We start from the raw sequence: 25820 nt of genomic DNA, 5'->3' as shown, positions 1-25820 counted from the left end.
GAAGAGACGAACAGGGTCAACAGGTGGACGCCCATTATCTTTACAATAAAGATGAGCGACTTCATCACGAATGAATTCAAAGTCGATAGCATTATCGATTTTGCGCACTAAATGGTCTTTAGGAACTAACTGTTCCATCGTCACCATTTCCAGTTCGTATTGTTGCGGGGTGGGTTCTTGAAGCATATCGGAGTATCCATATTTCGATACCCCTATTAGATCAAAGGTCTAGCTCGAAAGCTAGACCTTTGTCAGCAGTCTGAAGGGAGATGGCCACATCTCCCTTTTTTCTTAGGAAGGGATTGTTTACGCACTCATGATTTGGGCAAATTTGCTGTATGTGCTGACTTTGCCATTAATGTATTCAATGCCGCAGTGAATGTTCTGCTCTTTGTTTCCTACGATTTGATACTCGACAATAAACTCGCCACTGATCACTTTGATAAACAAAAAACCGTCTATGACTTTCCAAAGCCCCTGAAGGGCTTTTTCGCTGAAGAGATCTTTTTCCACCAACGTACCATTGGGTTTTAGATGCAATGTGGAAGAAAAACCGTCGACATTCACTTTTAACCAAGCGTGCTGATGTACTTCATAGCTCAGAATTTTGCGGCGAGTTTTCGCCCACTCGCGCAGCTCTTTTTCTTGCGCAGGGGTAAGAATGGGTAGGTCTTCCATCTCCAATAAGGTGTGATGTTTTTCGTACCAGAACAGTTGTAGATGGAGTAATTTCATTAAAATCAACAGAGTTTCATAAGGCAAGATCGCCACTGTGCGCTAAGCAAAATAGTAAGTCAACCAATCAGATGAAAGAGTGCAGTTTTCTACGGGGGGCAAAACTGCACGTTCCCAGTGTGGGAAAATTCGGCGCCCACTCCCTGAACGCCGAAACAGAAAAACGATATTAGGGTCTGTTGGCCTTTTGAGATGATTTTTTCCGCCGTTGGTGGTGTTGCACTAAGCGGCAAACAACCGAGGTAAATCTGCGTGGTCACAAGCTCGGTTTAAGCGTTGCTGCGCAGTATGAATGTGCGCACGCCAATCTTCGTCTTGTGCCCACATTTCTATCACCAATGGCACCACACAGTCGGTCTCTTTTAAGGTTTTAAAAATCGCATCAAAGTTCACTTCGCCATCACCAATCACTAAGTCTCGGAACTGCCCCTGCGAGTCCGGTGTCACGCGGTGTGTATCTTTGAGATGGATTTGCGTAATGTGGGGCTTACTCAGTTTCAGCTCGGTACAGACGTCGTAGTTCCAGCCCGAGATGTTGCCGACATCCGGATAAGCGGTGAAATACGGAGAGTTTACTTCACGATTAAGCACTTCAAATTTGCTGAGTGAATTCAGGTAGTCGGTATCCATGATTTCAACCGCCAGCATCACGCCTGCTCGCTCAGCCAGTTTGGCCGCCAGTTTCATCCCCTCAATAAAGCGCAGATGGGTAGCACGATTCGCCGGTTCGTAGTAAACGTCGTAACCTGCCAACTGAATCGTGCGAACGCCGAGCTTATAAGCCAATGCAATGGCTTTTTCCATGTGCAGGAACGCTTGCTCTCGGATTTTTGCATCGGCCGAGCCAAATGGGAACTTGCGGTGTGCGCTTAAACACATGGAATGCAGCGGCAGTCCGTAGCGCTCGCATTGGTGACGCAGGGCGTAGATCGTCTCGTCGTCCCAATCAAGGCGGCTGCGTCGTTCGTCTGATTCATCCACAGAAATCTCGAGAAAGTCAAAACCAAGCTCTTTGGTGACGCGGAGTTTTTCTTCCCAGCTCAATGTGTTTGGCAGCGCTTTTTCATATAAGCCGACACGATGGCGTTGTAAGTTCTGATACATACCTCCCCCTAATTCCAGTAGCGGTTGATTTGTGCTTTCAGTGCTTCTGCGGTTTGCTGCCCTTGTTCGCCTGCGAGTGCACGCCCGGCAATAAAGGTTTTTGCTTTGATGCCTTCAAACAGATAGATATCTTCAGGCACGATGCCGCCTGTAATCGAAAGCTCAAGGCCCAGTTGAGACAGCTCTCTCATTTTATTGAGGTCGGCCTCTGTCCAGCCCACGCCAGCGAGTTCAGCGTCGCGAGAACGGTGGTAAATCGCTTGAGTGATGCCTAAATCTACCCACGCTTGCGCATCTTGCATGGTCCAGTTGCCATAGATTTCGATTTGGATTTCACCATTGAATTCGTCGGCGACTTTTTTACACGCTTTAATCGTCGCAATGTGCGCCGCGGCTGAAACTGTTATCCAATCTGCGCCGGCTTCAAAGGCCATGCGAGCCAAAATTGCGCCGCCGTCAGTGGTTTTCATGTCGCAGACCAGAAGGTGATCCGGGTGGTTCTCACGCAATGTCGATACGGCGTTCATCCCTTCGGCAAACGCTAAAATGGTGCCGACTTCAATCACATCGACATAGCGGTGAACGTTGCTTGCCACGGCAATGGCATCGGTAAGATTGGTTTGATCGAGGGCGATTTGGATCATTGGTTTGGTCATGATGCTTATCCTTGAATTTTTTCACGTATCAGACGGGCTAATCCGTCATGGTTGTTATCGGTTTCGCAAACCAAGCGAGCGTTCGCACGCACTGTTTCGTCTGCATGATTCATGGCAACGCCTAATCCGGCGTAACGGAGCATGGAAATATCATTGTGGTTATCCCCCACGGCAATGACATGATTCGGGTGATAACCCAGCTCAGAAACGTATTCCGCCAGTCTTAAGCCTTTGCTGTTGCCTTTTGCTGCAAAGTCGATGCGATTCGACCATGAGCGTTCGCCGTTAAATTTTGCGCTGACCCATGGGTTCTCGAGTAAGCGTTCAACCGAGCTTGGCAGCCCTTCCACCACAAATTTCCAGACATATTCCGTGTCACGAACTTGATCGCTGAATGAGTCGATTTTGTAGATCTTCGGCTGGTGGTGTTTGGGGGCCGTTTTGGCCCACTTTTCCAGCGCTTCCATATAGTGAATAGGGTTGTAGTTGGAGTAGGTCATCGCATCGGTCACGTACATCACCATCTTGACCTGAAACTCTTTCGCCAGCGCGATGAAGGTCAGTGCGTCTTCTTTGTCGATTGAGTTGTGTTTCAATACTTGGTCATTGTGGTAGTCATAGACATAAGTGCCGTTGCAGCAGATGATCGGCGTGGTCAAGCCCAGTTCATCGTAGTACGGGCGCGCCGCTGTATGATGGCGTCCAGTAACGATCACCACGTGACACTTGTGTTTTGCCTCCATAATCGCGCTTTTTACTTCCGGATGAATGCTGTGATCATCGGTGAGCACAGTTCCGTCTAAATCTAACGCAAGCACTTTGTACATCTTGTTACCTCTGTCCGTAGTAGGCGTTTTCACCGTGCTTACGCAGGTAATGTTTGTCTGACAGTTCTGGCTGGATCTTGATGCCGCTGTTGAGCGAGCGAGTGGCGAGAGCCATGGCCGAAATCTCTTCCAGTACCACTGCGTTGTGCACCGCATCATCGGCATTGGTACCCCAAGAGAAAGGTGCATGACCTGCGACAATCACGCTTGGGACAGCCATTGGATCGATGCGACGATGACGAAACTCTTCCACAATCACTAACCCGGTGTTCTTCTCGTACTCCTGCGCAATCTCGCTTTGCGACAGTTTTCGCGTGCAGGGAATGTCGCCATAAAAATAGTCGGCGTGAGTGGTACCGAGTGCCGGAATGTCGATCCCTGCTTGTGCCCAAATCGTTGCGCTGCGTGAGTGGGTATGAACCACGCCACCAACGTCTGGAAACGCCTTGTAGATTTCGAGATGCGTCGCGGTATCGCTAGAGGGATTCAGTTTGCCCTCAATGATATTGCCATCGAGATCAACCACAACGATGTGCTCTACCCGCATTCCCTCATACTCAACGCCTGATGGCTTAATCGCGATCACGCCGCGTTCACGGTCAATCTCAGAGACATTGCCCCAAGTAAAAGTGACCAAACCGTACTTGGGCAGTTTGAGGTTGGCTTCAAGCACACGTTGTTTCAGTTCGCTATACATGATTCCTCCTTAGGCTGTCATAGCCAGAGCGTCATCTATGACGTTGAAGACATCAGTGAGGCTGCGGCAGTGGCGAAGTTTATCCAGATCAACGCCAGTATCGCTTTCTTCATCATCCAAGACCTGGGTCACTTCCATTAGCCCTTCCATGTGTTCGTCAGAAGAGCTGCCCGCGAGAGTGATCAGCACATCGACAGGTTCGTCTTCACCGTCGAAGTAGATGGGTGTTTCTAGAGTCACGAGTGCGAAAGCGGTACGATTTACGCCGTTTTCTGGACGTGCGTGTGGCAAGGCGAGGTTAGGCGCGATGCAGATGTAAGGGCCGAGCTCTTCAACGCTGCTGATGATCGCGTCATGGTAGCAAGGCTCTATCGCGCCAGAGGCAATCAGCATATCTGTACCAATCTTGATCGCGTCGCGCCAGTTAGACGCTTGCGCTTGCAACTTAATTGAGTTGTTTTCGATCAGTGATTGTTTTAATCCCATTGTTCTATCTCCAGGTTGGGTGCCAGCTTTACTGGCACCTCATTTGTTATAAGTTATTGAGTCATTAGGCTATTTGGCCGAGACGAAGTTCTTGTTGATGATGTCGAGCAGCTCATCTCCAAATGAGTTCGGGTTCAGCATGTTTTGCACCCCAAGAACAAATTTGCCTTCGCCAGGTTCCATCTCCGCAGACAAGTGCTTTGAGGAGACGATGATGTCGGTGCTGGCCAGTTTCGACTTGTAGTCAGAGACGGCGCATGAATCCATCACATGAGGAATGCCTTTTTTCTCTAGATATTTGCCGATCTTCATCTTCATCATCATTGATGAGCCTTGGCCGTTGCCACACACGGCAAGAATGCTGACTGGGCGCACACCATCACTGGCTTTGATGGCTTGTTCCACCGCTTCAATGACGTCAGGCTCTTCACTGACCATAACTGTGCCTTGGGCATCTTCTTCTGCGCGCAGCTTGCGTGATGCGAAGAACATATAAACCAGAGAGAGGCCGACCAAGACAAAGAAGAACATTTTCGATGCAGAGAGACCTTGCATGATAGGTGGGAAGACCAGTGCCCAGTCTGCCATCCCCATCCAACCGTTGAACTCGGTGCCTTGTTGGTTAAAGAGGTGGATAGCCCAAGCAGAGCCGACAACTTCGATAATGCCCATGACGAAACAGATCTTCATCACAGCTTTCCAGCCACCGAAGTGGTTGGCAAAAACACCGATGGTCGCGTTGGAGAAGAACATTGGGATAAAGCCGGGAATGATCATGATTGGCGCATCGAAGGCCAACATGGCCAACACGGCGGTAAACTGACCCACAGCGCCCCACATGAAACCAAACACCATCGCATTAGGAGAGAAGGCGTAAATAGCAGCACAGTCAATCGCCAGTACGGCATTGGGGATGACCCGTTCAGAAATACCTTTAAATGCTTCAGACAGCTCAGCAACGAACATGCGCACACCAGCCACGATGACTTGAATAGCAACCGCAAATTTCAAACCGGTTTCGAGAATGTAGATGCTCCAGTGGGTGCTGCCCGCCATGGCTTGCAGATTATCCAAACCAAAAGACAATAAAATGATGCCGAAGAAGGCGGTCATGACGATAGCGGTTGCCGCGATACTGTCGTGGAAAATGTGCAGCCATTTCGGCAGTTCTAGATGATCGACGCTGTCATTTTTGTCACCCAGTTTGGGGGCCACTTTGGTGGCGATCCAAGAGGCCACTTGTTGTTGGTGACCAATCGAGAAGCCTGCACCGCCCGTCACTTCCTCTGTAGGTTTAAACATGATGTTGGATGAAATGCCCCAGTAGAGCGCCATCAGCACTGCCGAGTAGATGATGGTTTCCCACATGCTTGCACCAAGCACAAAGTAGAACACCGCAATCAAGCCCGCTTGCTGGAACATGATGTGACCAGTCAGCATGATGGTGCGGATCCCCGTGTAGCGGCGGAACAACACTAAAAGAATGTTGATACCCAGTGCAAGCAGCACCGTGTAACCAACCCAAGAGTAGTTGTCACCCATGGCTTCCATGGTGGACATCATCGATGTGTAGGGATCGATGACGGAACCCGTTAGTCCATGAAACTCAGAAAGTTTGGAAATCACAGGTTTAAAGCCAGCGACGAGGGTGCCCGCCCCAACTTGAACCAGCATGAAACCGACGATCGTCTTGATCGAACCTTTGATGATGGTCGTGGTGTCTCTTCTTAGCAGCCAGTAGCCAATTAATGTCACTAAGCCCAGTAGCAACGGGGCTTTGGTCATGACTTGGCTGTAAAAAATATAGAAGATGTCGTATAAGAACTCCATATCTTTACCCCTTGATGGATTTGTATTTGTAATCGTTTGTAGGTCAGAGAGGATTCCTTTGTAGGGTAAGAATCTACTCAGTTATTGCTCACGAAATAAACTTTAACAATCAAAAGTAATCATGCAATGCTCATTTGTGATTATTTTGATTTTTATCAATTTCGCCGCTTAAAAAAGGCAATAAATGGTATTTTGATCACACTGTAAACATTAAATATCTTTAAATACAATGACTTAATAAAATTTGTGATGAATTCGAGATTTTATGAACACCTTGATTTGACAATCAAGAGCGTGATTAATAGAATCAAAACAAATCACAGGTAATCACCATGTAATCACTAGATAGACATTTCGGTGAATTTGAATTGAATAAGGTGATAGTTATGAATGAAGTGCAAAGGCACAACGGCATTCTCTCTCTGCTTGAAGAAAATCAGACGATTAACGTTGCGCACATCATTGAACGTTTTAATGTGTCGCCAGCAACGGCGCGACGCGACATTTCGAAGTTAGATGAGCTAGGCAAGTTACGCAAAGTGCGTAATGGCGCAGAGCGTGTTGAAGCGAAAAAGAGAAAGTGGTCACCACTGAACATCAATAGCACTGAGCATTATGAAGAAAAGTCGCTCATTGCCATGCAAGCGGCGGAGCTCTGCCAACCGGGCGATAGTGTGGTGATCAACTGCGGTTCGACGGCATTCCTGCTCGGGCAAAGGCTCTGTGGTCAGGATGTGCAAATTGTGACGAACTACTTTCCTTTGGCCAGCTATTTAATCAACGAAGATCATGACGACGTGATCATCATTGGTGGCCAATACAATCGCTCGCAAAACATCTTTCTTAATCCCGCGCCGAACTCGTTAGGCGGTTATGCGGGCAACTGGATGTTTACGTCTGGTAAAGGCCTGACGGAAGCGGGGCTATACAAAGCCGATATGCTGACCGCGGTCGCAGAGCAACAAATGCTTGAGCAAATCGACAAGTTAGTGGTGGTGGTCGATAGCTCGAAAGTGGGGCAGCGCACAGGCATGCTTTTCTGCCCAGCGGAGAAAATTGACATTTTGATCACCGGTAAAAGCGCGAATCCCGATGTCATCAAAGCGATAGAAGCAAAAGGGACGAAGGTCATTTTGGTGTAACGCGACCTCGTTTCTTTCTCAAATCACGAACACAATTCTGCTCAGTGCCTTAATCACCCTTTAAGGCGCTTGGCTCCCTACATCCTAAATTTAATAAAAGTTGTGAAACAAGAAGGTGTTGCTATGAGTAAAGTAAATGAAATTACACGCGAGTCATGGATCCTAAGTACCTTTCCTGAATGGGGAACTTGGCTGAACGAAGAGATCGAAAACACAGTAGTAGAGCCGAATACATTCTCCATGTGGTGGTTGGGTTGTACTGGTATCTGGTTGAAAAGTGAGGGTAACACTAATATTTCCATCGATTTTTGGTGTGGAACGGGCAAAAAAACGCAAAAGAACGCCTTTATGAAAAACCAGCACCAAATGATGCGCATGGGAGGCGTGGAAGCACTGCAACCGAACTTACGTACAGCAATCTTCCCGCTTGATCCCTTTGCGATTAAAGAGATTGATGCCGTGTTGGCATCTCATGATCATGGTGATCATATTGACGTCAATGTCGCGGCGGCGGTGCTGCAAAACTGTGGTGAACACGTGAAGTTTATCGGCCCGCAAGCGTGCGTCGATCTTTGGATGGGATGGGGGGTGCCAGAAGAGCGTTGCATCGTGGCCAAAGTTGGCGATGTGCTTGAAGTGGGCGATATGAAAATTCGTATCCTCGATTCGTTTGACCGCACAGCACTTGTGACCCTTCCTGAAGGCGTATCTTCTTACGATAAAGAGATCTTAGATGGAATGGACAAACGTGCGGTGAACTACCTGATTGAAACCAGCGGTGGCTCCGTTTACCACTCGGGTGACTCTCATTACTCCAACTACTACGCAGCGCACGGCAATGAATACCAAATCGATGTGGCTTTATTGTCTTTTGGTGAAAACCCACGTGGTGTGACCGACAAAATGACCTCATCCGACATTCTACGTGCAGCGGAGTCGTTAGATTGTGAAGTCGTGGTGCCATTCCATCACGATATTTGGGCAAACTTCCAGAACGATCCGCGTGAGATTGAAGTGCTATGGAACATGAAAAAAGACCGCTTACAATACAAGTTTGCGCCGTTTTTCTGGCAAGTCGGTGGCAAGTACACCTTCCCAACCGATAAAGGCCGTATGCATTACCAACACTTCCGTGGCTTCAGTGACATCTTTAAAAATGAACCTGAACTGCCTTACAAAGCGTTCCTCTAAGCAATACAAACAAAGGGAGATGGCCACATCTCCCTTTTCGTTCACTCACACATGCAAAGCCGTGTAATCTGTATAACCTCGTTCATTGCCGCCAAATAGGGTTGTTCCATCCAGTTCTGCCAGAGGTTGTTGATGCTTTAAGCGTGCCACCAAATCTGGGTTAGAGACAAATGGGCGGCCAAACGCCACTAAATCTGCATAGCCTTTCTCAAGTACCTCATCGGCTCTCACTTGAGTGTAACTGCCCGCAACAATAATGGTGTTGGTGAAGTATTCACGCAATTCGATGCGGAAACTCTCTGGAATCACGGGCGCGTCGTCCCAATCCGCTTCAGACAGATGCAAGTACGCAATATCACGAGCTTGAAGTTGTTTCGATGCATCGAGGATGGTTGGCACAATGTCTGGGCAGTTCATGTCCTTGAAAGTGATGAATGGCGCGAGTCGTACTCCTACTTTGTTGGCACCTATGGCTTTACTCGCCGCATCGACCACTTCTAACAAAAAGCGAAGTCGATTTTCTCGAGTACCGCCGTAGTTGTCGGTTCTGTGGTTTGAATTGGTACGTAGGAACTGGTCAATCAGGTAACCATTGCCGCCGTGGATTTCGATGCCATCGAAGCCTGCTTCCATCGCCCGTTTCGCTGCATAGGCAAAATCACTCACAACACGGTCAATATCCGCTTGAGTCATGGCTCGTGGCTCTACACAATCGACCATATTGCCGTTGCCTTGCTCATCGGCGATCCACACTTTAGTCTCTACCGGAGCAAGCGCAGATGGTGCGATGGGCTGTTCACCTTTTTGGAAAACTGGGTGCGATACTCGGCCCACATGCCAAAGCTGGCAGAACATGGCGGCGCCTTGTGATTTCACCGCTTGAGTGACTAACTTCCAACCGGCCACTTGTTCATCGGTATAAACGCCGGGTGTGAAGGAGTAGCCTTGTGAATCATCGGAAATCTGGGTGGCTTCAGAGATGATCAAGCCTGCGGTAGCGCGCTGCTTGTAGTAAGTCGCCATCATTTGGTTTGGAATGTTTCCCGGTTGACTAGTGCGAGCTCGGGTCATTGGCGCCATCACCACACGGTTTTGTAGATCCAGTTGTTTTAGCTGTGTTGGTTCAAACAGTTTGCTCATGATCGATTCCTTACTTAAGTAGTGGTACTTGGGTTTTGTTGCTTACTGATTCCATCCAATCTTTCACGGTGTTGTCCCATTCGATTTCTGTGGCACTGAAGAACCCGCGCAAAATAGAAAACAGGATCGCTTCGTCTACCAAAGTCACGTGCTGGTAGGAATCGAGATCCAACACGTTTTTCGCACGCTCGATGAGCGCTTCTACCTCTTTGGCAATGTTTGGTGTGTCTTGCAAAAGTGCATCAAAATTGAGTGCATCCGTTTCCTTTTTTGTGCGCCAAGCTTGTTGTGCAGACTGAGTGGCAAACTCTGGCAAATCCATGTTTGACCAACGTGGGTAACCCACTTTTTGCAGTGGAAGAAACGCGCTTCGCTGCCAATCCAGCACCGATTCAGACGGTTGATGGCTTTCTGAAGATTGAGCGAGCTCGATAAAGTAAGCGATGATGTCTAAGCTTTCCGCGAGGGCTTGGCCGTCATTTTTAAGTAATAGCGGCACTTGTTTGGCCCCAATCAGATCGTTGGTGGTTGTGTCATCGTCGTAAGCGAGGTTTATGATCTCAAGTGGGATATTCAGCATGCCTGCAACATAGCGGACGCGAGCACTGAATGGGCAATGTTCGTAAATGTAGAGTTTCATAGTGTTTTCCTAGTGATTTAATTGGGTAGCCCCGCTTGTTCGGAAAGCGTTAAGTCAGGACTACCAGTAGGGATGAAATTAGTTGTTGAAGCTTGGTGCTAAGTCGATTTGTTTGTTTTCTTTGCGGTTTGCCTTGGCGATGAATAGCAAACCAATCAGCGGAACAATGATGGCTGCGTAAGGGATCATGCCTGCGCCCATTTGGCTATCGAGCACCATGCCTCCTAAGAAACCGCCAAAGGCATTGGCTAAGTTGAACGCGGAGATGTTTGCTGTCGCTGCTAATTCCTGGCCTTCACCACCGTGGTTCATTACTCGGAGTTGCATTGCTGGTACGTTAGCGAATGACGCAATACCAAATACAAAGGCGGTGGCAATGAACAGCACTTTGCTGTCGACAGTGATTCCGACCAGCACCAGTGACACAATCATCGCGCTAGCCCAGAACATAGACGCTTTTTGTAGGTTTTTATCCGATGAACGACCACCCATGGTGTTCCCAATAATTAGACCGACGCCAACAATCACCAAAATCCAAGTCACGGCACTTTCACTAAAGCCAGTGATGTGCATGGCGATAGGGGCGATGTAGCCATACAAAGTCATGAACCCCGACCAAGCAAATACGGTGATCGCAAGGCTGATAAGTAGCATTGGGTTTTTGAACGCAGCCAATTGTGCTTTGACATCTTTTGCTTCGCCATGACCAGTCGATTTGATCACTGAAGTGATGAAGAATAGAGCCACTAAACCAAAAGCGGCAACGATTAAGAAAGTGGTGTGCCAGCCGAATTGCAAGCCAATCCAAGTACCGCCAGGAACACCTAAAACGTTAGCCAGTGTTAAGCCAGCGAACATTTGTCCGACCGCACGGCCTGCCATTTTTTCTGAAACCAAATTGGTCGCGACCACGGCTCCGATGCCGTAGAAAGGACCTTGAACCAAGCCCGTGATCACTCGGCTCACCATCAACACAAAGTAGTTCGGTGCGAAAGCGGACAATACGTTGCCGAGAATAAACAGCACCATTAGCCCAGCCAGTACGGCTTTCTTGTTAAAGCGTGCTAAGTAAATCGTAAGTAGCGGACCGCCAAACACAATGGCAAGTGCGTAGGCACTGATTAGGTAACCGGCTTGTCCTTCCGTGATGGACAATGAGTTGGCGACTTGAGGAAGGATTCCTGCAATAACAAATTCTGCGGTACCGATAGCAAAAGCGGCAAGCGTTAAGATCCATACCTGCAGCGGCATTTTTTCTTTATTCATGGGGGAGTCTCTTTTTTTATTTCGTTTGAACCCATTGGTGCCATGTCTTTTTCTTGTTCTGGCACCTTGTTTTTATTTGCTGTTAACCAAACGTGTGTTGTTAGCCAAGCAGTGCGCCACCATCGACATCAATCACGGCGCCGGTCATGTAGCTGTTTTCAATCAGAAGTAGGTAAGCTTTTGCAACGTCACTGGTTTCGCCAACTTTGCCCACTGGCAAGCTATTTTGTGTGCGTTGATACATGGCATTTCTGTCGTCTTCGCTCATGCCTTGATACGCCTCAGTTTTGGTCAAACCTGGGCTGACCGCATTCACTCTGATCGGAGATAATTCTTTCGCCAGTACTTTCGTGGTTGCTTCAATGGCTGCGTTAATCGCGGTTTTTACGTAGGTGTTAGCAACAACTTTGCGCGACAACATGCCGGAAGTTAGCGTGATTGAGCCGCCTTTCTTGATGTAGCGCGCGCCATGTTTCGCCGCGTTGATGGCACCCCAAAACTTGGTATCAAACGCGTATTTTGCTTGGGAAACTTCGACGTCCGTTACTTGGCCTGCCGGAGCATAAGAGCCTGCTGTGACGATCAGATGGTCAAAAGCACCAATGGTTTCGAAGTAGTGGTAAACCGACTTTTCATCGCTGATGTCTAGCCCGGTTTTACGGCTTGCTACGTGGACAACCGCATTGTCGCTCGCAAGTTGTTGGCTAAGTTCAGCACCAATACCTGATGTGCCACCGAGTACGACGTAGACAGTTTTTTCTGTTTTCATGATTTGTTTCTCCAATCTCGTTTCGATGGGGTCAGTATATTGACTGGAATAAATTTTATAATTGGTTAAGATTTGAATTAATTATTCAGCTCAGGTGAATAATGAGATTTGAGGAGGGAATGTGGATAAGTTTTCCGATATGACGTTGTTTGTCAGCATAGTGAAGAACCAAGGGCTGGCGGCGGCTGGCAGAGAGCTCGGCTTATCACCGGCAACCGTAACGGCAAGATTGCAGTCGCTGGAAGATCGTTATGGGGTAAAACTGCTCAATCGCAGTACAAGGCATATCTCACTGACGGACTCTGGCGCGATGTACCATCAGGCATGTTTGGAAATCATCGACAGCGTTAAAGAGACGGAAAACTTACTCCAAACTGGCACCAAAGAAGTGCGCGGCACACTAAAAATCTCGGCTCCTCGTGATATTGGCAAGCAATACATTTCGCCAATACTGTCGGAATTTAGTCAGCTCTATCCCGATGTGATCCCTTATCTGTATTTGAACGATAACTTGTCCAACTTGGCAGAGTCTGGTTTGGATATTGTTATCCGATATGGGGAGCTGGCCGACAGTAACCTTATCTCTCGCAAACTGGCGTCCAGTCGCCGAGTGCTGTGTGCTTCTCCTCAGTATTTGGCAAAGAAAGGCACGCCGATCACGCCACAAGATCTCGCTCAGCACGATTGTCTAGCCATGGTGCGCAGCAACGAAGAGATGAAAACCTGGCACTTTCAAGATGAAGATCAGCACAACGTTATTACTGTGGTGCCGAAGCGTTTTTCTGATGATGGCGAAGTGATTCGTCAATGGGCGCTGGATGGCGCAGGCATTGCGTTGAAATCGATTCTCGATGTGCAAGAGGACATCAAACAGCAGCGTTTAGTGACGGTGCTTAATGGCTATATGAAAAACTTCAACGCTTCCACCTCATCTGCTGGGGCGGACTTGAACGTGATTTATCTGAGCCGCCAGTATCAACCCAAGCGACTTCGATTGTTTATTGATTTCTTGCTAGCGCAGTTTCAAGCGCGATTTCCCGCCTCGTGACGCTGGGCACTGCGTTGTTGAAACAAACGATAAATGGTGAACAGGTTGGTGACGATAAAGGTGCTTTCAACCAAAGAGCCACCAATCGAGCCCAGCCAAAGGTTGTGGCTCACCCAACAAAATGAGTTGAATAGAATCAGGCTGCGCAGGGCGATGCCTTGTTGTTTGCCCAGCAAAGCTGGCAAACCCGTCCACTTGAAAGAAAATGGAGTCACCCTGACTAAGGGGAAGACAATCCGAATGGCAAGGGCGTCACTGGCTAACGGTGGGGTTTGAAGGAAGCCATAGGAAGTTAGATGTACACAACTAACCGTAACCTGTTTCGGCGGTATTGGTGGGTAAGCGTCCAACATAGCGCAAAGCCCGATACTTAGTCAGACCAATACTGTGATTGAGGGTGGGATATCTAACAGGGAGTCAGTGCAATAACTGGGGAAGCCTGACACCACATCCGGTCAAACGCCGGAGGCRTCCATCAAGAGGTGACTCAAGATGTACGTTGGTGCGAGGTGGCAGATGAACCCGTAGTAGTGATTAAGGCTAGGCCGATGAAAGCCAGTAATGGTGTGGAGGACAAAACCAAGCCGACCTTTGCCAATATGTGTAAAGGAGCGAGCCATTGCCAAAAGCATGGAAAGCTGCGAAGGGGGGAAGCATACTTTAAGACTTTGATRAGTAGTTAGAATTTATCATTGATACACAAGCCGTCTGATCAACGGGACAAGTCGAATTGGKGCACTAGGAATAGTGAATTCTGGTGAGACAGGTCGTATAAGGGAAGTAATTGCAACTAAGTTTGGTAGATTGCCGTTGAGCTAGAACGCCAAATCCTGCAATGAAAGTTACCAACAGTGATGAAAACAAACTGTCCCCACAAAGCGGACAACATTAGATTCTCAGATTAATGTTGTGCCACCAATCATGGTGATATGGAGTATGCATGAGCCGTATACGAGGCCCGTACGTACGGTTCTGTGAGAGGGATGAGGCGGTAACGCCTCACCCTACTCAATTTTTATTCCCCATAGAGCGTGGCCATTATACGCCGTTGTCCACCATGATCTCGATGCTCGCCTAAGTAGATCCCCTGCCAAGTGCCTAACGCTAAACGCCCCTGAGAGATTGGAATAGTGAGATGGCATCCTAATGTCGAGGCTTTTATGTGGGCGGGCATATCATCATCGCCTTCATAATCATGCTGATAGTAAGGTGCCCTTTCAGGAATAAAGCGATTAAAGTGTTGCTCCATATCATGTCGAACGGTGGGGTCTGCGTTCTCATTGATGGTCAAACTGGCTGAGGTATGTTGGATAAAAAGATGTAACAAACCAACGGACAATTTTGATAATTCTGGTAATTGTTGTTCAATTTCATCAGTGATCAGATGAAAGCCACGCTTTCGGGCGGGTAGGGTTAAACACTTCTGATACCACATATCTCATTCCTTATAATCTATTTGGCAAATGGATAATTCAACGCTATCTTTGGTTGCAGCGTATTAGAGAGACAACACACTATAGTGAGCCATCATGCTAAGTGGCTTGCTCAAAACAGAAACGGTTTACGTGACTTAACTCAAAGAGCGCGCAGCACGAGTGCGTCATAATTGCACTCTGAAAAAAAATTACAAACTTAAGGTTGTCTTGCACGAGAGTGCAGTCGACAATCACAATTATTTTTTGCTAAATCGGGGATTCCACCAGTTTTCGCTAGACTGTATGGAATGGAACCTACTGTAACATCGGGATAAATACCATGTTGAAAACTATTAATCCAACGCAAACACAAGCTTGGAACGCGCTGACAGCGCATTTTGAATCTGCACAAGATATGGATCTGAAAGATCTTTTCGCTCAAGACGCAGCGCGTTTTGATAAGTTCTCAGCACGTTTTGGCAGTGATATTCTTGTCGATTACTCAAAGAACCTTATCAACGACGAAACGTTAAAACACCTATTCGCACTAGCGAAAGAAACGGAACTAAGTGCTGCTATTAAAGCAATGTTCAGTGGTGAAGCGATCAACCAAACGGAAGGTCGCGCGGTGCTGCATACGGCGCTACGTAATCGCTCAAACCAGCCAGTCCTGGTTGATGGTGAAGACGTTATGCCAGCGGTAAACGCAGTGCTAGAGAAAATTAAATCATTTACTGAGCGTGTTATTGGCGGTGAATGGAAAGGTTATACAGGTAAAGCGATCACAGATATCGTCAACATCGGCATTGGCGGTTCAGACCTAGGTCCTTACATGGTGACGGAAGCGCTTGCACCATACAAAAACCACCTAAACTTACACTTCGTATCTAACGTTGATGGTACTCACATCGTTGAAACACTGAAGAAAGTCGATCCTGAGACAACACTCTTCTTGATCGCGTCTAAGACGTTCACGACGCAAGAAACCATGACAAACGCTCATACTGCGCGTGATTGGTTCCTAGCTACGGCTGGCGATCAAGCACACGTTGCTAAGCACTTTGCGGCACTTTCTACTAATGCTCCAGCGGTATCTGAGTTCGGTATTGATACTGACAACATGTTTGAGTTCTGGGATTGGGTTGGTGGTCGTTACTCTCTATGGTCAGCCATCGGTCTTTCAATTGCACTTGCTGTCGGTTACGACAACTTTGTTGAGCTTCTAGAGGGTGCTCACGAGATGGACAACCATTTCGTCTCTACAGAGCTAGAAAGCAACATTCCTGTGATTCTTGCTCTGATTGGTATTTGGTACAACAACTTCCATGGCGCTGAGTCAGAAGCCATTCTACCTTACGACCAGTACATGCACCGCTTCGCCGCGTACTTCCAGCAAGGTAACATGGAGTCGAACGGTAAATACGTTGACCGCAATGGCAACCCAGTGACTTACCAAACCGGTCCAATCATCTGGGGTGAGCCTGGTACTAACGGTCAGCACGCGTTTTACCAACTGATTCACCAAGGCACCAAGTTGATTCCTTGTGACTTCATTGCACCGGCTGTGAGCCACAACCCAGCTGGTGACCACCACCAGAAACTGATGTCGAACTTCTTTGCACAAACAGAAGCATTGGCATTTGGTAAAGATGAAGAAACCGTCAAAGCGGAATTGGTTAAAGCCGGTAAAAATGCAGAAGAAGTGGCGGCGATTGCCCCATTCAAGGTATTTGAAGGTAACCGTCCAACCAACTCTATCTTGGTTAAGCAAATCACGCCTCGCACACTGGGTAACCTGATCGCCATGTACGAGCACAAAATCTTTGTTCAAGGCGTGATTTGGAACATCTTCAGCTTTGACCAATGGGGTGTGGAGCTAGGTAAGCAACTGGCAAACCAAATCCTGCCTGAACTTGCTGATGGTTCTGAAATCAGCTCACACGACAGTTCAACTAATGGTCTTATCAACGCATTTAAAGCGTTCAAAGCGTAATGTGCGAATAGAAAAACAAAGGTCAGCGTTTGCTGACCTTTTTTATGTTCGTAATAGCGAAACAAAAAAGGTTGGACCAAGCCAACCTTTCATTTATTGATTATTCGAAACAGATTTCGATGAAAGCGTTACCCCACTGAGAGGAAAACGGCATGATGATGATCGAGCCTTCGCACTTGTGGCGAATCGTGTGTCCTTTGCCTGAGACCACAACGGGTGTCGCCATATCAAAATCAAAGCCACTTTCAGCGAGAATACGTTTTGCTCCACCAGTAACCATATTGGTGATTTCACCCACCATATCGGTTACTTCTTCATTCAATCCATTTGGTCGCTCACCCAGCATGTTCTGCATGATTTCGAGCGCAAGCCCTTCATCAAAGGTAATTGACATCGAGCCGCGTGTTTGCGCCCCGACCATACCAATAAGGCCAGAAACATCACCACGGGCAATCTCATCTTTTTTGATTCGTGGTTTCTGAGGCTTCAATTCCAGTGAAGCCATCGTTTTTAGAACATTCATTAGAGATGCTAAAAACGGGTTTACAAATTCAGCGCGCATAACGTTCTTCTATATCTTTATTCTTTCACTCTGAGAGACAAGTTTTACAGGTACCGTGAGTTTCGATCACTTGATTGGTCAATTTAAAGCCGTATTTCTCAGCATTATTAGCCAACAAGGATATCAGTGTATCATCCTGAAGTTCAACGACATCCCCACATTTATCACAAATAAGTAATTGGAAAAAATGTTGGTTCGCGTTGCAAGAGCAGCAGGAGATAAAACTGTTGGTCGATTCAACCCGATGAATAAAGCCCTGCTCCATTAAAAATTCCAAAGCGCGATAGACGGTAGGAGGTTTGGCTTGAGGTTCGCTCTCCTTGAGCTGCTCCAGTAATTCATAAGCGCTGGAGGCTCTTGAGTTTGAACAAATGAGTTCAAAAACTCGCTTACGTTGCGGAGTCAGTCGGACTCCTCGTGCCGAACATATGCCTTCTATTTGCTCAACTAGTGTCTGGTCCAAAGCTTTCACCATAATGATTGGACTTTCTTAATAATAAACTATTTCTATACGAAGATCGTTGAGAAACCGATAAAAATCCAAATAAGCTTTTATCTTTGTCACAAACGGTCAGTGTTCGCCCAACAATAAAACGAAACCTGACTCAGGTAAAGCGAGTGTAGCGCATCCCGACATGAACCATTACAATATCGGACCAAAATTTTGATATGAAGCCAACCCGAATAATTAACCGTGCAAAATATCAGCACTTTGCGCCGTTACTTATGCGGATTGCTTCGGCTCCTTTGTTGTTAAGGTAAATACTTATGACTCACTCTTGTCGTCTTTCTGTCGCTCCTATGCTTGATTGGACCGATCGCCATTGTCGTTACTTTCATCGCTTGATGACGAAAGAAACCTTGCTCTATACCGAAATGATTACGACTGGAGCGATTATTCATGGGAAAGGGGACTTTCTTGCTTATAACCAAGAAGAGCATCCTGTCGCGTTGCAGTTGGGCGGTTCAAACCCTCAAGATCTCGCCATTTGTGCCAAGTTGGCAGCAGAGCGAGGCTACGACGAAGTGAACCTGAATGTCGGTTGCCCGTCAGATCGCGTCCAGAATGGACGTTTTGGTGCTTGTCTTATGGCTGAGCCTCAATTGGTTGCGGATTGTGTCGCTGCAATGAAAGAGGTCGTGGATATTCCGGTGACGGTGAAAACCCGTATTGGTATCGATGACCAAGACTCTTACGAGTTTCTCACTGACTTTGTCTCCATGGTTTCTGAAAAAGGTGGCTGCGAACAGTTTACTATCCATGCGCGTAAAGCATGGCTGAGTGGCCTAAGCCCGAAAGAAAACCGTGAGATCCCACCATTGGATTACCCACGAGCTTACCAACTGAAGAAAGACTTCTCGCATTTGACAATTGCAATTAACGGTGGCGTGAAATCCTTAGAAGAAGCGAAAGAACACCTACAGCATCTAGATGGCGTGATGATCGGTCGTGAAGCGTATCAAAGTCCTTACTTACTCGCGTCAGTGGACCAAGAGTTGTTTGGCAGCCAATCGCCAATTAAGAAGCGACGTCAGATCGTGGAAGAAATGTATCCTTACATCGAGCAGCAGCTTACCAATGGTGCTTACCTTGGTCATATGACTCGTCACATGCTAGGGCTATTCCAAAACATGCCAGGTGCACGTCAATGGCGTCGTCATATCAGTGAGAATGCTCACAAGCCAGGCTCTGGTATTGAAGTGTTACAGCAGGCTTTAGCCAAAATACCGCAAGAACTGGATGTGTAAATTTCACCACTAGGTGGTAAAAATTACCAATTCACTCTTTATCTTGAAGCCCTTAGCTTTTATGTTTAAGGGCTTTTCCTTTATTTTTTATATGGTTACTTAATTTTTAAAAGTTGGTACAGATTCTGCTCCTTACAAGAAAACAAAGGAGATAGATGATGTTAGAGCTGATTTTTGTTTTGGTTTTCGCAGCAACCTTGTTGGTGACGGGGATTACAATGATGACGGTGTTTGCTGCAACAGGTATTGCGCTGGTGGTGATGATTTTGCTCGGTATGCTTGGGTTTGTTTTGAAGTTATTGCCTTGGTTAATTGTTATCGCCGTGGCTATCTGGTTTTTTAAGCATGTGGTCGCGCAGCCCAGATACAAATCGTAATTGGAGCGGATTTTGTTGAGTGTGTGAGCTGAGATTGTGATAGGATCACCGCTCAGCTCATCCAAGGTTAACTCAGTAAAATCGGAGTATTACTCTCATGCGTAATAAAATCGCTACCATTTGTGCACTATTGGCACCATTAGGCCTGTTTTCTGCGACCTGCCAAGCCAGTGTGGAAACCACGGTAGGCGCCGAATTTTGGAATGTGAAAACGAAAGTCAATGAAGTTGACCGTGATCGTGCCGCCACTGGGACCTATTACGCATCGATTGAGCATGAAGTAAAATATTTGCCAGACATGCGTGTGCGTTACACTTCGGTTGATGCCGATTACATGGCATTCGATAAGCTGGATCTAACGCTTTACTTTAATTTGCTTGAGCACGATTTGATGCACTTTGATGCGGGTATCACCTTCAGCGATTTGAGCAACACCAAGTATCTCAATGTTGCGGACTTAGCCGCAGGCGAGTCTTCGTTTGATGAGATGATTTGGGCTTGGTATGGCTACGGTGAAATTAACGTACCAAAAACCAATTTTGATGTGATTGGTGAGATGAACTTTGGTAACAACAAAGGCATCAAGAGCACAGATTTGATGGCAGGCATGCAGTATCGATTGCCTTTTGAGGGGTCGGAAGTGGCTTTACGTGCGGGTTACCGCGTGATTGACTTGGAAGCCGATGCTTTCGCTTCCTCTTTAGGTAAATCATTTATCTTCGCCCATGGCTGGTTTTTAGGCGCGCAATATCGCTTTTAATCACCAATGAGAATTTGAAAAGGCCGCTAAGTTATAAGCGGCCTTTTTTTATATCTCTTATCTATAAAACTCGGCAAATAATTCGCATTGGTGGCAAATTCGTCCATGCTTATTGATGTCATCATCAAAAGTCAGACAGGGACCGTGTATGACCATTACCGAGTTAAGAAACTTATATCGAGAGAAGCAGTTGGTTGAGGCGATCATTGAACCTTCAATACAGGAGGGGGCGTGGGTGGTGGAGTTTCGCCATGCGAGAGGTGGCTTTGTTTTGCTGACAGACAGCCATGGCGAAGAGTGCCAGTATCAAGATCTTGATGAAGCGTCCAAATCCGCAATGGCGGTCGGCTTTCAACAAGTCAGAGTGGAAACCCGCTGATCTCTCAGGCTTTGCTTACTTCCAAAAAGTTATAAAACATTCACTTCTATTCTTTCTTGTTATTAAAAAGAGTGGTTAATCTATCGTCACGCAATGAATAGGGATGTCGTGACTATGTCTTCTCAAAAGAAAGTGTCATCAGGAAACACTACTCCATCAGGATTGGCTGGCTTAGCTAGCCCACTCAACGATCAACAAATTAATCTATTACAGCAGATTTCAGATTTATCACCGCAGCAATTGGCTTGGGTGAGTGGCTACTTTTGGGGATTGTCGCAAAGTGCCGCGCCATCCGCTGTCACGCCTATCGCTCAAGCGGTTTCGGCTGTGGCTGCTAAACCCGCAGGAAAACTGACGATTATCTTTGCTTCTCAAACCGGCAACGCCAAAGGGGTTGCTGAAGCGCTGGAACAAGAGGCCAAAGCAGAAGGTATTGCTGTTCAGTTATTTGACGCGAGCGATTACAAAGGTAAAAACTTAGCCAATGAAACTCATGTCATTATTGTCGCGTCCACCAATGGTGAAGGTGAAGCGCCAGATAATGCCATCGAATTGCATGAGTTCTTGCAATCGAAGAAAGCACCGAAGTTGCCAAACCTACAATACGGTGTGATTGGTTTAGGTGACTCAAGTTACGAGTTTTTCTGTCAGACGGGCAAAGATTTCGATGCCTATCTTACCAAGCTGGGTGCGACGCCATTCATCGAGCGTGTCGATTGTGATGTTGATTATGATGCATCGGCAGCACAGTGGCGTAAACAGGCGCTAGAAAAAGTAAAGGATGCGTTGTCTGCGGGAGTTGAAGCTGACGTGGTTCAATTGCCAGTCGCGCAATTGGCAGCAGGACATGCTCTCTATACTAAGCAAAACCCTTATGCTGCGACGCTACTGACCAGCCAAAAAATCACAGGCCGAGATTCTGGTAAAGACGTTCGTCATGTAGAAATCGATCTCGCTGGCTCAGGCATCACTTATCAGCCGGGAGATGCCTTAGGGGTGTGGTTTGAGAACAGTGGTGAGTTAGCCAATCAAGTGCTAGCCAAAGTGGGATTATCTGGAGTAGAAAGCATTGATGTGGACGGTGAAAGTCTCTCTATTCACAGTGCTTTGGTGAGTAAGTTTGAAATTACCTCTTCTAATCCTCAACAAGTGGAAAAGTTTGCCCTGCTTTCCGGTAGCAAAAAGCTGCTAAAACTGGTGGAAGAGAAAGACAAGCTGCGCGAGTACGCAGGTAATACGCAGCTTGTGGATCTGTTAGCGGAAAAGCAAACCAAACTTACGGCAGAGGAGTTGGTGGGACTACTGCGTCGCCTTACTCCAAGGCTGTACTCCATTGCCTCGAGCCAAACGGAAGTGGATGAAGAAGTCCATCTTACAGTAGGGCTAGTAGAGTATGAGTTCAAAGGCGAACAACGCTTTGGTGGAGCCTCCAGTTATTTAGCCCAACGTCTAGAAGAAGGTGAGCAAGTAAACATCTTTGTAGAGAACAACAATAACTTCAAGTTGCCAGCAGACGATAATGTCCCAGTCATCATGGTTGGACCTGGTACGGGTATTGCGCCTTTCCGCAGTTTCATCCAAGAGCGTGATAACCGCGGTGCTGAAGGCAAAAACTGGTTGTTCTTTGGTGATCGTACCTTTACACAAGATTTCCTCTACCAGGTTGAGTGGCAGAAGTATCTGAAATCTGGCCTGCTGACGAAACTCGATGTCGCTTTTAGTCGTGACCAAGCAGAGAAAGTCTATGTACAGCAACGCATCTTAGAAAATGCAGCGCAAGTATGGCAGTGGATTCAAGAAGGCGCCTATCTCTATGTCTGTGGCGATGCGAACCGAATGGCAAAAGATGTTCATCAGGCATTCGTCGCTGTGGCAGAACAAGAAGGTAAGATGTCACGCGATGACGCAGAAGAATTTATTAACGACTTACGTAAAGCAAAACGTTATCAAAGGGATGTGTACTAATGACTTTTTCTATTGAAAATAATAAGCAGGTTGTATTAGGCGAAGAATTAGGAAAGTTGTCTGATAACGAACGTCTTAAAACGCAGAGTAACTTCCTACGTGGCACGATAGAGCAGGATCTACAAGACCGAATCACAGGCGGATTTACCGCGGATAACTTCCAGTTGATTCGCTTCCACGGTATGTATCAGCAGGATGACCGTGATATTCGTAACGAGCGCGCAAAACAGAAACTTGAGCCTCTACATAACGTGATGCTACGTGCACGTATGCCGGGTGGTATCATTACGCCCAAACAATGGTTAGCGATTGACAAGTTTGCTACCGAGCACTCGCTTTATGGCAGTATTCGTCTGACCACGCGTCAAACGTTCCAGTTTCACGGTGTACTTAAGCCAAATATCAAGCTAATGCATCAGACACTAAATAGTATTGGTATTGATTCGATTGCGACGGCGGGTGATGTTAACCGCAATGTGTTGTGTACAACCAACCCGGTTGAATCAGAACTTCATCAAGAAGCCTACGAGTGGGCGAAAAAAATCAGTGAGCATTTGCTGCCTAAAACCAAAGCGTATGCAGAGATTTGGTTAGATGGTGAAAAAGTGGAAACCACGGAAGATGATGAGCCGATCCTAGGTAAAACCTACTTACCGCGTAAGTTTAAAACGACCGTCGTGATCCCTCCACAAAATGATGTGGACGTTCATGCCAATGATCTTAACTTTGTCGCGATTGCTGAAAATGGCAAACTGATTGGTTTTAACGTGCTGGTGGGTGGTGGTCTTGCTATGACCCATGGCGACACTTCAACTTATCCTCGTCGAGCGGATGATTTTGGTTTTATTCCTCTAGAGAAAACACTGGATGTGGCTGCAGCTGTCGTCACGACGCAACGTGATTGGGGAAATCGCTCGAATCGTAAAAATGCCAAAACCAAGTACACCTTAGATCGCGTAGGTACGGATGTCTTTAAAGCAGAAGTCGAAAAGCGTGCTGGGATTAAGTTTGAGGTTAGCCGCCCTTATGAGTTCACCGAGCGCGGCGATCGCATTGGCTGGGTTGAAGGGATTGATGGTAAGCACCATCTCACCCTATTTATTGAGAATGGTCGTCTACTCGATTATCCCGGCAAACCCCTGAAAACAGGTGTGGCAGAAATCGCTAAAATTCATAAAGGTGATTTCCGTATGACCGCTAACCAAAACTTAATTGTAGCTGGTGTCTCTAAGAGCAACAAAGCCAAAATAGAGAAGTTGGCGCGCGAGCACGGTTTGATGGATGACGGCGTTAGCGAGCAGCGCAAGAACTCGATGGCGTGTGTGGCATTCCCTACCTGTCCGCTAGCAATGGCGGAAGCAGAGCGCTTCCTACCTAAGTTTGTTACTGATGTGGAAGGCATTCTGGACAAGCATGGCCTAGATAAAGAAGACAACATCATTTTGCGAGTCACGGGCTGTCCGAATGGTTGTGGCCGTGCAATGTTGGCGGAAATCGGCTTAGTTGGTAAAGCGCCAGGTCGTTACAATCTCCATCTTGGTGGCAACCGTGGTGGTACACGAGTGCCGAAGATGTATAAAGAGAACATCACCGACACGCAAATATTAGATGAAATTGATGCGCTTGTTGGCCGTTGGGCGAAAGAGCGTTTGGATGGCGAATGCTTTGGTGATTTCACTATACGTGCTGGCATTGTTGAAGAGGTCATCATTTCTAAAAGGGATTTCTATGCTTGATTCTGTTGCTTCAACGCTGCAGCTATCAGAATTGCTCACGTTAACCAAGGCGGAGCAAAGTCTCCGCCTTGCCGAAATCAACGTTGAGTTAGAGATGCTGTCAGCTCACGATAGGGTCGCTTGGGCTCTGCAAAATTTGGAAGGGGCACACGCTGTTTCGTCGAGTTTTGGGATTCAAGCGGCTGTCATGCTGCATTTGGTATCGAAGCAGCAAGCCGATATTCCCGTCATTTTGACCGATACGGGCTACCTGTTTCCTGAAACGTATCAATTTATTGATGAGTTAACTGAATCTCTAAACCTAAATCTCAAAGTATACCGAGCGAATGAGAGTGCAAACTGGCAGGAAGCTCGATATGGCAAACTGTGGGAGCAAGGTATAGAAGGTATAGAGAAATACAATAAGCTTAATAAAGTCGAACCTATGCGTCGGGCACTGAATGAGCTCAATGTTAAAACCTGGTTTTCCGGATTACGTCGAGAGCAATCTCAATCCCGAGCCGGCCTACCTATTCTTTCGATACAAAATGGTGTGTTTAAGTTTTTACCTGTAGTGGATTGGAGTAACAAAGACGTACACTACTATTTAAAAGAACACGGTCTTTCATATCACCCCCTTTGGGATCAGGGCTATCTTTCTGTCGGGGATACGCATACAACCCAAAAATGGGAGCCAGGGATGAGTGAAGAAGAAACTCGTTTCTTTGGCTTGAAGCGTGAGTGTGGTCTTCATGAAGAAGATAATGAACAAGATGGTTCTGGTATTTAATAATAGAGAAGCTAAAAGGCCGCAGATGCGGTCTTTTATTTAGCTGTAAAACGGGCTTTGTGGATAACTTTGTGGGTATTTTGTTGGTTTGTTTTGGGTAAAGTTGGATAAATGACGCTTTGAATGGATTTTGTTCGTTTAGGCTTTGTTTTTGCAATTTTCTCAAAATAACACTTGCCAATGTGAGCGGGATCTCTATAATGCCACCTCATCGACAGGGCGAGGGCTCACAAGGGTTTCAAGCTTGTTCGATAGGCCAGAAAGAAAAATGAAATAATTTTGAAAAAGTGTTTGACACTGAAAATTATCTCGCTAGAATGGCCGCCTCTTCCGAAGTGATGCGATTCACAAAAGAAGAAAGCTCTTTAACAATATAAACCTATCAATCTGTGTGGGCGCTCGTTGATGATAATCCAAAAGATTTATCAATGAACTGAGTGACCAAAACGATACTAAGTATCGGCACAGTCAATTTATTCAGTATTCATTGAGCCGAAGCGAAAGCTTCAAAAAACTTTTAATTGAAGAGTTTGATCATGGCTCAGATTGAACGCTGGCGGCAGGCCTAACACATGCAAGTCGAG

Annotated in this window: 25 protein-coding genes, 1 rRNA gene and 2 pseudogenes; 12 read left to right on the top strand and 16 right to left on the bottom strand. The window is 46.8% G+C overall.

Going from position 1 to position 25820, the window contains the following annotated elements:
• The 8 genes and pseudogenes from CIK04_RS03560 to CIK04_RS03525 all read right to left on the bottom strand — a co-directional run.
• Positions 1 to 186 (bottom strand): annotated as a pseudogene (locus tag CIK04_RS03560) (IS5/IS1182 family transposase); the annotation flags it as partial.
• Positions 187 to 306: 120 nt separating this feature from the next.
• Positions 307 to 735, bottom strand: a complete 429-nt coding sequence (locus CIK04_RS03555; protein ID WP_026050500.1) for a hypothetical protein — start codon at positions 733 to 735, stop codon at positions 307 to 309.
• 222 nt (positions 736 to 957) lie between these two features.
• A complete protein-coding gene (locus CIK04_RS03550; RefSeq protein WP_038968588.1) occupies positions 958 to 1839 on the bottom strand; it encodes an L-ribulose-5-phosphate 3-epimerase in 882 nt (293 codons plus the stop codon).
• 8 nt (positions 1840 to 1847) lie between these two features.
• The gene (locus CIK04_RS03545; protein WP_038939674.1) at positions 1848 to 2495 is read right to left on the bottom strand and encodes a 3-keto-L-gulonate-6-phosphate decarboxylase UlaD; all 648 of its coding nucleotides are present in this window, start codon (positions 2493 to 2495) and stop codon (positions 1848 to 1850) included.
• 5 nt (positions 2496 to 2500) lie between these two features.
• Positions 2501 to 3322, bottom strand: a complete 822-nt coding sequence (locus tag CIK04_RS03540; RefSeq protein ID WP_026050501.1) for a Cof-type HAD-IIB family hydrolase — start codon at positions 3320 to 3322, stop codon at positions 2501 to 2503.
• A 4-nt stretch (positions 3323 to 3326) separates the two neighbouring features.
• Positions 3327 to 4019: an L-ribulose-5-phosphate 4-epimerase gene (locus tag CIK04_RS03535; protein ID WP_017421365.1), complete on the bottom strand. Its 693-nt coding sequence runs from the start codon at positions 4017 to 4019 to the stop codon at positions 3327 to 3329.
• 9 nt (positions 4020 to 4028) lie between these two features.
• On the bottom strand, positions 4029 to 4505 hold the full coding sequence (locus CIK04_RS03530) for a PTS sugar transporter subunit IIA (protein ID WP_039547728.1): 477 nt from the start codon (positions 4503 to 4505) through the stop codon (positions 4029 to 4031).
• A 69-nt stretch (positions 4506 to 4574) separates the two neighbouring features.
• Positions 4575 to 6335: a PTS ascorbate-specific subunit IIBC gene (locus CIK04_RS03525; RefSeq protein WP_039547727.1), complete on the bottom strand. Its 1761-nt coding sequence runs from the start codon at positions 6333 to 6335 to the stop codon at positions 4575 to 4577.
• A 386-nt stretch (positions 6336 to 6721) separates the two neighbouring features.
• Between CIK04_RS03525 and ulaR the strand changes: the two genes are divergently transcribed.
• Complete coding sequence (gene ulaR / locus CIK04_RS03520; RefSeq protein ID WP_011081979.1) at positions 6722 to 7477, top strand: HTH-type transcriptional regulator UlaR; 756 nt, start codon at positions 6722 to 6724, stop codon at positions 7475 to 7477.
• Between the two features lie 123 nt (positions 7478 to 7600).
• Positions 7601 to 8668 (top strand): L-ascorbate 6-phosphate lactonase, encoded by a 1068-nt coding sequence (ulaG, locus tag CIK04_RS03515; protein ID WP_017421368.1) that lies wholly within the window; start codon positions 7601 to 7603, stop codon positions 8666 to 8668.
• 45 nt (positions 8669 to 8713) lie between these two features.
• Here ulaG and CIK04_RS03510 read toward each other — a convergent pair whose 3' ends face one another.
• From CIK04_RS03510 to CIK04_RS03495, 4 genes are all read right to left on the bottom strand, one after another.
• On the bottom strand, positions 8714 to 9808 hold the full coding sequence (locus CIK04_RS03510; protein WP_097353611.1) for an alkene reductase: 1095 nt from the start codon (positions 9806 to 9808) through the stop codon (positions 8714 to 8716).
• Between the two features lie 10 nt (positions 9809 to 9818).
• The gene (locus CIK04_RS03505) at positions 9819 to 10448 is read right to left on the bottom strand and encodes a GrxB family glutaredoxin (protein ID WP_097353612.1); all 630 of its coding nucleotides are present in this window, start codon (positions 10446 to 10448) and stop codon (positions 9819 to 9821) included.
• Between the two features lie 78 nt (positions 10449 to 10526).
• Positions 10527 to 11714 carry an MFS transporter gene (locus CIK04_RS03500; protein WP_097353613.1) on the bottom strand — a complete coding sequence of 396 codons (1188 nt, stop codon included), beginning with the start codon at positions 11712 to 11714 and terminating at the stop codon, positions 10527 to 10529.
• Positions 11715 to 11814: 100 nt separating this feature from the next.
• Positions 11815 to 12483, bottom strand: coding sequence for an SDR family oxidoreductase (locus CIK04_RS03495; RefSeq protein WP_097353614.1), 669 nt, complete (start codon positions 12481 to 12483; stop codon positions 11815 to 11817).
• A gap of 121 nt (positions 12484 to 12604) precedes the next feature.
• Here CIK04_RS03495 and CIK04_RS03490 point away from each other — a divergent pair, with 121 nt between their 5' ends.
• Positions 12605 to 13531, top strand: a complete 927-nt coding sequence (locus CIK04_RS03490) for a LysR family transcriptional regulator (protein WP_039467036.1) — start codon at positions 12605 to 12607, stop codon at positions 13529 to 13531.
• Here CIK04_RS03490 and CIK04_RS03485 read toward each other — a convergent pair.
• Both CIK04_RS03485 and CIK04_RS03475 read right to left on the bottom strand, forming a co-directional pair.
• A pseudogene (locus tag CIK04_RS03485) lies at positions 13507 to 13692 on the bottom strand (YgjV family protein); the annotation flags it as partial. The gene CIK04_RS03490 and the pseudogene CIK04_RS03485 sit on opposite strands and share 25 nt — an antisense overlap.
• Before the next feature lie 854 nt (positions 13693 to 14546).
• Positions 14547 to 14966 (bottom strand): secondary thiamine-phosphate synthase enzyme YjbQ, encoded by a 420-nt coding sequence (locus CIK04_RS03475; RefSeq protein ID WP_039542760.1) that lies wholly within the window; start codon positions 14964 to 14966, stop codon positions 14547 to 14549.
• A gap of 320 nt (positions 14967 to 15286) precedes the next feature.
• Between CIK04_RS03475 and pgi the strand changes: the two genes are divergently transcribed.
• Positions 15287 to 16939 carry a glucose-6-phosphate isomerase gene (gene pgi, locus CIK04_RS03470; RefSeq protein ID WP_017419671.1) on the top strand — a complete coding sequence of 551 codons (1653 nt, stop codon included), beginning with the start codon at positions 15287 to 15289 and terminating at the stop codon, positions 16937 to 16939.
• A gap of 100 nt (positions 16940 to 17039) precedes the next feature.
• Here the strand turns inward: pgi and CIK04_RS03465 are convergent, their stop codons facing one another.
• Both CIK04_RS03465 and zur read right to left on the bottom strand, forming a co-directional pair.
• Positions 17040 to 17501, bottom strand: a complete 462-nt coding sequence (locus CIK04_RS03465) for a chemotaxis protein CheX (protein ID WP_011079371.1) — start codon at positions 17499 to 17501, stop codon at positions 17040 to 17042.
• Positions 17502 to 17526: 25 nt separating this feature from the next.
• Positions 17527 to 17976 carry a zinc uptake transcriptional repressor Zur gene (zur, locus tag CIK04_RS03460; RefSeq protein WP_011151269.1) on the bottom strand — a complete coding sequence of 150 codons (450 nt, stop codon included), beginning with the start codon at positions 17974 to 17976 and terminating at the stop codon, positions 17527 to 17529.
• A 293-nt stretch (positions 17977 to 18269) separates the two neighbouring features.
• On the opposite strand from zur, the gene dusA reads away from it, so the two are divergent.
• The 8 genes from dusA to CIK04_RS03420 all read left to right on the top strand — a co-directional run.
• A complete protein-coding gene (gene dusA, locus CIK04_RS03455; RefSeq protein ID WP_017419672.1) occupies positions 18270 to 19250 on the top strand; it encodes a tRNA dihydrouridine(20/20a) synthase DusA in 981 nt (326 codons plus the stop codon).
• Between the two features lie 158 nt (positions 19251 to 19408).
• Positions 19409 to 19627, top strand: coding sequence for an envelope stress response protein PspG (gene pspG / locus CIK04_RS03450; protein ID WP_017419673.1), 219 nt, complete (start codon positions 19409 to 19411; stop codon positions 19625 to 19627).
• 97 nt (positions 19628 to 19724) lie between these two features.
• Entirely contained in the window at positions 19725 to 20387 is a 663-nt protein-coding gene (locus CIK04_RS03445) for a TIGR04219 family outer membrane beta-barrel protein (protein ID WP_017419674.1), read from the top strand.
• A 148-nt stretch (positions 20388 to 20535) separates the two neighbouring features.
• Entirely contained in the window at positions 20536 to 20766 is a 231-nt protein-coding gene (locus CIK04_RS03440) for a hypothetical protein (RefSeq protein WP_011079375.1), read from the top strand.
• A gap of 114 nt (positions 20767 to 20880) precedes the next feature.
• The gene (locus CIK04_RS03435; protein ID WP_038940297.1) at positions 20881 to 22731 is read left to right on the top strand and encodes an assimilatory sulfite reductase (NADPH) flavoprotein subunit; all 1851 of its coding nucleotides are present in this window, start codon (positions 20881 to 20883) and stop codon (positions 22729 to 22731) included.
• Complete coding sequence (cysI, locus tag CIK04_RS03430; protein WP_097353627.1) at positions 22731 to 24467, top strand: assimilatory sulfite reductase (NADPH) hemoprotein subunit; 1737 nt, start codon at positions 22731 to 22733, stop codon at positions 24465 to 24467. Before CIK04_RS03435 ends, cysI begins: the two co-directional genes overlap by 1 nt.
• Positions 24460 to 25236, top strand: a complete 777-nt coding sequence (locus CIK04_RS03425) for a phosphoadenylyl-sulfate reductase (RefSeq protein ID WP_017419678.1) — start codon at positions 24460 to 24462, stop codon at positions 25234 to 25236. The genes cysI and CIK04_RS03425 overlap by 8 nt, the downstream gene beginning before the upstream one ends.
• Before the next feature lie 518 nt (positions 25237 to 25754).
• Positions 25755 to 25820, top strand: a 16S ribosomal RNA gene (locus CIK04_RS03420); the annotation flags it as partial.

The organism is Vibrio sp. 03_296 (genome assembly GCF_002265885.1).
Note: the sequence above shows the minus strand (reverse complement) of the source record. Positions and strands in the feature narration are given on the sequence as shown.